The 7,375-nt window shown below is 45.1% G+C and carries 9 protein-coding genes; all 9 read right to left on the reverse strand.

Annotated features, from left to right (window positions below; all coding sequences use genetic code 11):
• On the reverse strand, positions 1-329 hold a 329-nt coding region (locus ACFILA_RS08695; protein ID WP_375661024.1), incomplete at its 3' end, for a hypothetical protein.
• A gap of 1 nt (position 330) precedes the next feature.
• On the reverse strand, positions 331-1,407 hold the full coding sequence (locus ACFILA_RS08700; protein ID WP_375657520.1) for a major capsid protein: 1,077 nt from the start codon (positions 1,405-1,407) through the stop codon (positions 331-333).
• Positions 1,408-1,419: 12 nt separating this feature from the next.
• A complete protein-coding gene (locus ACFILA_RS08705) occupies positions 1,420-1,788 on the reverse strand; it encodes a head decoration protein (protein ID WP_375661025.1) in 369 nt (122 codons plus the stop codon).
• A complete protein-coding gene (locus ACFILA_RS08710; RefSeq protein ID WP_375643679.1) occupies positions 1,785-2,165 on the reverse strand; it encodes a hypothetical protein in 381 nt (126 codons plus the stop codon). The genes ACFILA_RS08705 and ACFILA_RS08710 overlap by 4 nt, the downstream gene beginning before the upstream one ends.
• Positions 2,048-3,118, reverse strand: a complete 1,071-nt coding sequence (locus ACFILA_RS08715; protein ID WP_375661026.1) for a S49 family peptidase — start codon at positions 3,116-3,118, stop codon at positions 2,048-2,050. The genes ACFILA_RS08710 and ACFILA_RS08715 overlap by 118 nt, the downstream gene beginning before the upstream one ends.
• Entirely contained in the window at positions 3,108-4,652 is a 1,545-nt protein-coding gene (locus tag ACFILA_RS08720) for a phage portal protein (RefSeq protein ID WP_273790322.1), read from the reverse strand. Before ACFILA_RS08720 ends, ACFILA_RS08715 begins: the two co-directional genes overlap by 11 nt.
• Positions 4,652-4,900, reverse strand: coding sequence for a phage head-tail joining protein (locus ACFILA_RS08725; protein ID WP_273724442.1), 249 nt, complete (start codon positions 4,898-4,900; stop codon positions 4,652-4,654). Before ACFILA_RS08725 ends, ACFILA_RS08720 begins: the two co-directional genes overlap by 1 nt.
• 3 nt (positions 4,901-4,903) lie before the next feature.
• Positions 4,904-6,832 (reverse strand): phage terminase large subunit family protein, encoded by a 1,929-nt coding sequence (locus ACFILA_RS08730; RefSeq protein ID WP_375661027.1) that lies wholly within the window; start codon positions 6,830-6,832, stop codon positions 4,904-4,906.
• Positions 6,825-7,375: hypothetical protein (locus tag ACFILA_RS08735; RefSeq protein ID WP_375661028.1), on the reverse strand; the 551-nt coding region annotated here is incomplete at its 5' end. The genes ACFILA_RS08735 and ACFILA_RS08730, both read right to left, overlap by 8 nt.

Below are 7,375 nucleotides of genomic sequence, written 5' to 3' on the forward strand. Positions count from 1 at the left end.
TTATACATACCGGATTCTGAGGCTTGGACATCTGTGACAGTGAAGTGCTCTTGAGAAGAGGGGGCTTTGTTGTTTTCAGGAGAGAGGACCACAACACTATCTTGAGGGTTTGGTGGTATTCCTCCGATATCATTGATACAAAGATCAAGTTCCTTTCTTGGAATTGTGGTGGGGATTCTGCCACCGGCGTCCGATTCTGAATGCTTAATGCCGTAAATCGCTGTGATACGAAAAGATTGCTGGTTGTCTTTTCGCGTGTAGATGATGGGCTGCCCAAAAGTGTTGCGTACATCTTTAACCATTTGGTTTAGCAGCCCGTGCCATCGCATGTTATTTCGCTCCAATCACTGCTTTAAACAGCATTTCAGGGCGTGTACAGATGTAAAGCGGATAGCTATAGACCTCCGGTTTTACCCATGCATTACGGTCGTGGTCGACGATAAGCATGGTGTAGAGAGGTCTTCCAACCGTGTTGGCAAAATCCAAGCTTTCACCAGGAGCAAAGGTTTTTTGGAAGACACCAGGCGCATCAACAGGAAAGAATTGGCATTCATCAGGCTTAATGCCTATGGCGCGCTTTGTTCCAGCCTTCGCACTCACATTATAGTTGTGGATACTCCGGTAATTAATGAAAGTGACACCAGCAAAGTCAAAACTGCCAAAGCTCCCCGATCCAAGAGCGCTTGGTGTTGCAACACCTCCGGCGCTATTGAGTGTTTGTGCTAAGGCTGTGTTGAGATAAGTTTCACGAATTGTTTTATGGTTTTTCAACTTGGAAAAGAATTCATTTCCACAAAGCCCAATAATGCGTGAACGATCAGAAAATGCTCCTTTTGAAGCCTCAATCATCCTCATAATGACTTGATCAACATTGTCAGCAACATTGGTTGTCTCTGTATTCAGTTTAAAGTCAATGGGCTTTGGTGGTGTGATTTCCCATTCTTTGTACCAATCGACAATTACGGAACCATCAGCATCAAGGACAACACCTTGAACAGCGCCAAGCTGCATATTTTCCCATGTCAATTCGATTTCAGAAATCAGTTTCTTTTGTTTTCTGGCAATATATTTCATTGCTGTCTCTAACTGATCTTCTGCGCCAAATTCACGACGGTTTTGGATTTCTTCTGATTTCACCGTATCACTTTTGGCAATCCGTGTTGTTTTGAAAAACCGAAGATTACGACCCTCTCTATCACCTTCTGTCAAAGGTGCGCCACGTTCACTGGTTTGAATAAGCGAAAATGTATTATCACGCCGTTCAATCCCAACCACTGTGGTACTGGTTTCAACTTCTTCAAAGAGATTAAGAGAACTTACAAGACCAGGTTGAAACTCATAGTTTTCGATGGCTTTCATCATTGTGATGCTTGAGAAAGCATCATGTTTAAAAAAATTCATATCCATGTGTGCATTCTCCTATCGCAATAGAATGTTGTTATGGTCTTCTAAAGACTGAATGGCTGCTTTCTTTTTCTCATCCGTGATGGCATCTGGCCATAGCAGTTCAGAAGCTTTTACAGTGCATAAGCGTGCTGTAATCACAGCGCGTTGATCGGCGCCTGTTGCGTCAACAGTAGCAAAAGAAATCCCTGCCGGTGTTTGACTGCCATCTGTTGCTGCTGGATTAAGGGGGACATAGTGTTCCGTTGCGGTTATCTTTCCCATGACAGTTCCCGCTTCAATGAATGCTCCTGATGCAAACACCACTTCTTCGTTTGACATATCGGGGTCGTAGGGTCCAAGATAAGCGCCATTGCGTACGTCGTCATAAATAATATTCGTCATTTCACTGCCCTCCAAGCTGCTTCCCATTTTGTATGAATCTTTGCCTTGCTCGTCCCATCACTATGAGGGGTATAAGGCGAGACTTTTAAAGACGCGCTTTGAGAGCTAGCAGCCGTCAACACACACTGGCGTGCTTTCTCGATACTCATACCTTTTTGAATAGCTTTTGCTGCGTCAAAAGAAACGCCTAAGTGCTTTGCTTGCCTTTCAAGGGTTGTTAGTGCTTTTGCGCGCTTTCTTTCTTTTTCAAGAGCAGCTTTTATGTTTTCCTGCTTGTCTTCGTTGTCTTCATCCTCATCTTCGTCTTCTTCATCGTCGAAGTCTTCGGCGTTTTTGTCGATGTCGCTATCGTCTTCGTCCTCTTCCTCGTCATTGATGATGTCGACAATCTTTTCGTCATCCTCTTCTTCAGCGCGGTATTGTGTGCGTGCCATGTGTTTTGTCCTTCTTTTGTTGTTGATGTTGGGTTTTGTGATATGGAATCCGTTAAGGCTTCCAAAGCTTGCGCAAGGGTGCCTTGCACATCTGCTAATCCAAGCGTGATCGCTTGGGTGCCTATAAAAGTTTCTGCTTTTGTGTCACGAATTGCAGCAGCATTTAAGCGTCTGTTTTGCGCCACCAAATCGACAAACATCTCGTAGAGCAGGGCGCAATCGGCTTGCATTTTTATCTGTGCTGTATCGCTCAAGGGTTCGTGAGGGTTGCCATGGGTTTTGTGATCACCTTCAAAGACAAAGGTCCATTTATGCCCGTGTTTTTCATCTGCACGGGACTGGTCAAGATGAGCACAAACAACCCCAATCGAGCCCACAACACCCGTGCGAGCAACCCATATTTGAGAAGCAGAACAAGCAATGGCATAAGCCGCTGAACAAGCAAACTCATTGGCATGTGCCCAAATGGGTTTATTGTATTGTTTTGAGAGTGTTTGAAACTCTTCAACCAAATCAAAGACACCACCGGCTTCTCCACCGCCGCTGTCAATATCAAGTAAGACAGCACGAACATCAGGTTGTGCAATGGCTTCACGAAAAGAAGCGCTTAAACCTTCATAAGAGGTTAGCCCCGATAAAGCCCCAAGCCATGCACCACGGCGCACAAGCGTGCCATGAACTGGTAGGATAGCAACATTGTTTTGTACTACATAAGTTTCAGGGGGTCTTAAAGCCGTTGTATCCCCTTGTCCAAATGCCCCAATGGGAAACTTTTCTCCCTCAAAAAGACGCGGTGCAAGAGCATTCAAAATGACATCAAGTTTTGTCGAGGCAAGCATATGTGGAACCCCAAAAAGCCGTGATGCCAAGAACGGCATATCAAGATTATTCACCATTTTTATGTGCCTCACTGCCTTGGTTACTTTCATAAGTCTCAGAAGGTTCTGAATCTGCTGTATCAATCGCTTGATTTTCACCAGAGGGCGCTGCCATATCCGTGTCAAAAGATAAGCCGCGCGCACGAGCGTCTGTGTGCTCTTCTTCAAGTTCGGCATGAATGCTGTCGATATCAAAGCCACGCTCGGCAAGTGCCATGCGTCGTGTTTTCAAGCCTGCACGAATTTCTTCTTTTTCCGCTGAGATATCCTTGTTTGGATCAATCATTTCAAGCGGGGGTGCAAAGCTTTCACATTGAAGCCATGGCAAGGAATTTTCTTCCCACCCTGGCAAATTGACGCATCCAGCAAGCACTGCCATTTCAACAAAACGCTCCCAAACAATGCGGTTAAACTGAAAGGCAATAATATGTTCACGCCATTGTTTGACGTGCCGTCTAAACTGAATGATGGAGGTGCGTACATTTGAAAAATTCCCCCGCGTAACGTCTCCAGTCACAACGGCATAAGGCATATTAAGTGCTGCACAAATTTTCAAGATATTGCGAAATTGAAAAGCCTCATAAGAGCCACCAACCTCAACAGGATTTGAGAATGTAACTTCTTTATTCTCTCCTAAATAAAGAGATGCACCGGGCGCAATGACAGGTGCTTTGTATTCTTCTTCAACGTTGTTTTTATCACGATTATCGGATAATTTTTCGACGTTTGGTGAATTGTCCTTGACAAACGCCGCGAAAAGAGCCGCCGTCCTTTTTCTATCGAGTTCTGCGTCGTCATAGGATTCGAGTTGAAAGATCTTTGTCATACAGCGCGTTATTTTGGGAGAACCGCGCAATTGTCCTGCGATACGGCGCTCTTTGATGTGCAGGATCATTTCAGCGGGGACACGCACGCGCTCTTGGCTCTCAAATGCCATATTTGCAGGGACATCATCATAGGGGTGATGTTCCCAGAAATGATAAGCAACGCGCTTGCCACTGGCATTAAATTCAATTCCCATACGAATGTAATTGCCTTCAATCTCAGCCGGTCCATTGTAGGAAAGGTCCAACATTTCCGTGGGATAAACTTGTAATTGAAGCGGTACACCAGAGCGTCCGTAGAGATCAACATAATGCAATCTTACAAAGCACTCTCCGGTTAAAAAGACCTCTCGTGCAATGGTTGCTTGCAGCCCATAAAAGCTGGTATCTTCATCATAATCTGCTTCATCAACCCATTGCCACCATAAGTCTAAAAGCTTTTTCTTTTCTTCTTGAAAGCCTTCAATACGAGGATAAGGTTTAATCCCATCACTTACAGCCGCAGAGACCCATTCCTCCGTTGCAGAACCATAAAGAGCTTCATTGTCATAAAGCCATCTTGAACGGGCAACAATGGTATCACCGCATTCTTCAATCGCTTTATTGATATGTTTTTTTGCGGGGTCAAAACCACCCATACGGCGGCTTTTGCTTGCCGCTTCAAAATGGGGATTGTGTTGACGAGAAATTGTAAAAAAGCCCGTGAGTTTATTGAAAAAACCAGCCATTAATAGCCTCGTGATATATTAAAATAGAAAACGCGTGAACGCTTGCGTCCTTCAAGGTTGGCTATTTGTGTGTTCAGCATCTCAAGCGCTCTGCGCAGTTCCTCAACAGAACGGTTGCTGACTTGCTTATCGCCATGGCGCACCGATTGTGCTCCCGAATAAAGAGCTTCTTCAATTTGTTCACGCCGCTTTTTTAAACTTTCCAGTCTGTCAGTTTTGCTGTTTACTTGGTTCAAGTCTGTATCCATAAATTACCTCCAATCCCCTTGCATATAAGGATTCATCACCGTTCTGGATTGTTTCCTTTGAGGTTGTGCTGTCTGAGATCTTCTTGGAGAAGGAGAGGGCACATGTTCTGATGTTGGCTGCTCTAAAGAGCCTTCAATTTTAAGTTTTTCCAGACGCTCTTCTAAGATATCGACTTCTCGATTAAGGTTTATTCCTGCCGAAATCAGACCTTGTAAAGCAGCATAAGCATAGACCCTACAGTCCAAGGCTTCGTTTCTTGCCTTTTCACTTTTTTGCCATTCAATACGCTTGAAGCCTTTAAAATATTTGATGACTTTTCTTTCAGCGGTCAGTTGGTCAAAATATTCCCGATCAAGGTTTTTGTGAAAGTGTGTTGCACCAGCACCCGATGCTTCAGGACCGGATTTTTTAAACCGTGCCGTGATAATATCTTTTGCTGCATCAACCCCAACAATATAGAGATTAATCTGTCCTTTGTTGTTTCTACTTGGACGGCGTGGCCATCCCGCACGCCATCCCGCTTGCCCCTTAATTCCCCAGATACGTCGTCCCTCACGGGGGCGCACGTAATTATAAACCGCTTGTGTGTGTCCACCACCGGTATCAATACAAGCAGCTGTTATCCTAATTCCCTCTTTATAGCCTGTATGTGGCCAGCGTTTTGTAAGGTATTCATCCAGCTGGTCCCATACTTCAAAAGAAGAGGGATCACCAAGGATAACTTGATAATCAATATGCCAACTTTCTTCACTGCGTCCCCATCCAACCACTTCAAGTTCTAAGCGGTCATTTTGCACATCAATACCCGCTGTTAACAACACGGCTTGTTCTGGTGCAAGGGGATAATCTTCGCGTTTTGCATAGAGGCTATCAGGATCAACAACTTCGCCTGTTCTGTCCTCCCATGGCTCTCCAAGCACTGTATTGACAAAAGGCTGTAGAAGAGCTGGATCATCCTTGGCATTTAAAAACTCTCTTGCGCATTCCCCCCAAGTAAGCCAAGGGGAATAGAGTGCCGAAATATGATAAGAACGCAAATTGGGTCTGCTTGATTCACTGGTTGGTACCCAACATGCTCCTCGTTCTTCACTCATGAGATCTGTTTTTCTGTGCTCGGCATGTTCATGACCACAATGGGCACAAACAAACACAGCTTTTTCGGGGGCGCCTTTTGGCCACTTAATTTGTGACCAAACAATGGGCTGTAGAACACCACATGCATCACAAGGCACGTTGTAATATCGCTGGTCTCCTAGCACAAAATCCTTGGCAATACGGCTTGTGTCACGGTGGGTGGGTGTGGACAATTTAAAGATCTTTCGTTGTACAAAGGTTGAGGTCCGCTTTTCGGCAATCATCACCGGATCACCTTCGTTATCCACACTGAGAGGATAACCATCCACTTCATCCAAAATCAGATAACGAATAGGCATGGAACGCAAACCAGCTGCACTGTTTGCTCCTGTAAGCATCAGTGCACCACCATCAAACTCTTTCGAAAACATTGTATTACCACTGTCGCGTGCCCGCGCTGGGGCAATGCGTTCGCTTAAAGCAGGGCTTGCCATAATCATAGGATCAAGCCGCGTCTTTGAAAGCTTTTTGGCTGTCTCAACCGTTGGCATCACATAAAGAGCAGGTCCTGGACTATAATGAATAGCATAACCGCAGAAATTTAATCCTGCCTCTGACATGCCAACTTGCGCCCCTTTCATGACAATAGTTGTTTCAATTGGTTTGTGAGAGGAAAGATTATCCATGATTTCGCGCAAATAGGGGGTCCGCTTTGTTCTCCACAATCCAGGTTCAGCACTTGCTACCGTGCTAAGGTATCTATTCTTATCCGCCCATTGCGAAACCGTATACGGTGGGTCGGGTTGTCTTGCATTATTGGCATTAGCGAAAAATTCTTCGACTGCATTGTCATCCATTATTCGTTTCTTGCAAGTTCTCTAACTCTGGAGAATGAGGATCATGAAAAGGCACTGGAATATTAACCGCCTCAAGCAAAGCGGTTCTCATGTAATAATCAATAGCACCAATAAGGCTGGCTGCATCACATCCAACTTGTGCAGCAATGCTTGCACCAAAACGATGCGGAAAATTCAACATAGCGTCACGGTGTGCTCTTCCAAACTCACGGGCTGCTCTCTTGACTTCTTCACGGTCAACGGTTGTTTCGCGTAAGCGTTCAAGTGCAATCTTTTCGCTTTCAAGCGCAACTTGCATTCGCTCCAGTTTTATCTTGTATTCATTGGCTCCATCTGTAGAGGCTTGTTTGATCTTTGTCCGCGCTTGACCATCAGGCGCTAAAAATGGGGGAGGGCGCTTTGTTGGATTCTCATTCCAGATGCTTGTGGCAAGGGCTTCATTGACAGAACCATCTTCAAAAAGAGCCGCATCAAATTTACCTGTCTTTATCCGTGAAACCACCGCATTATGTGAAACACCCATCTTCTTCGCAAACGCACGAA

The organism is Bartonella sp. CL71SXKL (assembly GCF_042194935.1).
Taxonomy (GTDB): domain Bacteria; phylum Pseudomonadota; class Alphaproteobacteria; order Rhizobiales; family Rhizobiaceae; genus Bartonella.

What these genes read in the sequence shown, in the direction of transcription:
- ACFILA_RS08700 (WP_375657520.1), bottom strand. Translation starts at nt 1,407, where the DNA reads ATGGATATGAATTTTTTTAAACATGATGCTTTCTCAAGCATCACAATG.
- ACFILA_RS08705 (WP_375661025.1), bottom strand. Translation starts at nt 1,788, where the DNA reads ATGACGAATATTATTTATGACGACGTACGCAATGGCGCTTATCTTGGA.
- ACFILA_RS08715 (WP_375661026.1), bottom strand. Translation starts at nt 3,118, where the DNA reads ATGGTGAATAATCTTGATATGCCGTTCTTGGCATCACGGCTTTTTGGG.
- ACFILA_RS08720 (WP_273790322.1), bottom strand. Translation starts at nt 4,652, where the DNA reads ATGGCTGGTTTTTTCAATAAACTCACGGGCTTTTTTACAATTTCTCGT.
- ACFILA_RS08725 (WP_273724442.1), bottom strand. Translation starts at nt 4,900, where the DNA reads ATGGATACAGACTTGAACCAAGTAAACAGCAAAACTGACAGACTGGAA.
- ACFILA_RS08730 (WP_375661027.1), bottom strand. Translation starts at nt 6,832, where the DNA reads ATGGATGACAATGCAGTCGAAGAATTTTTCGCTAATGCCAATAATGCA.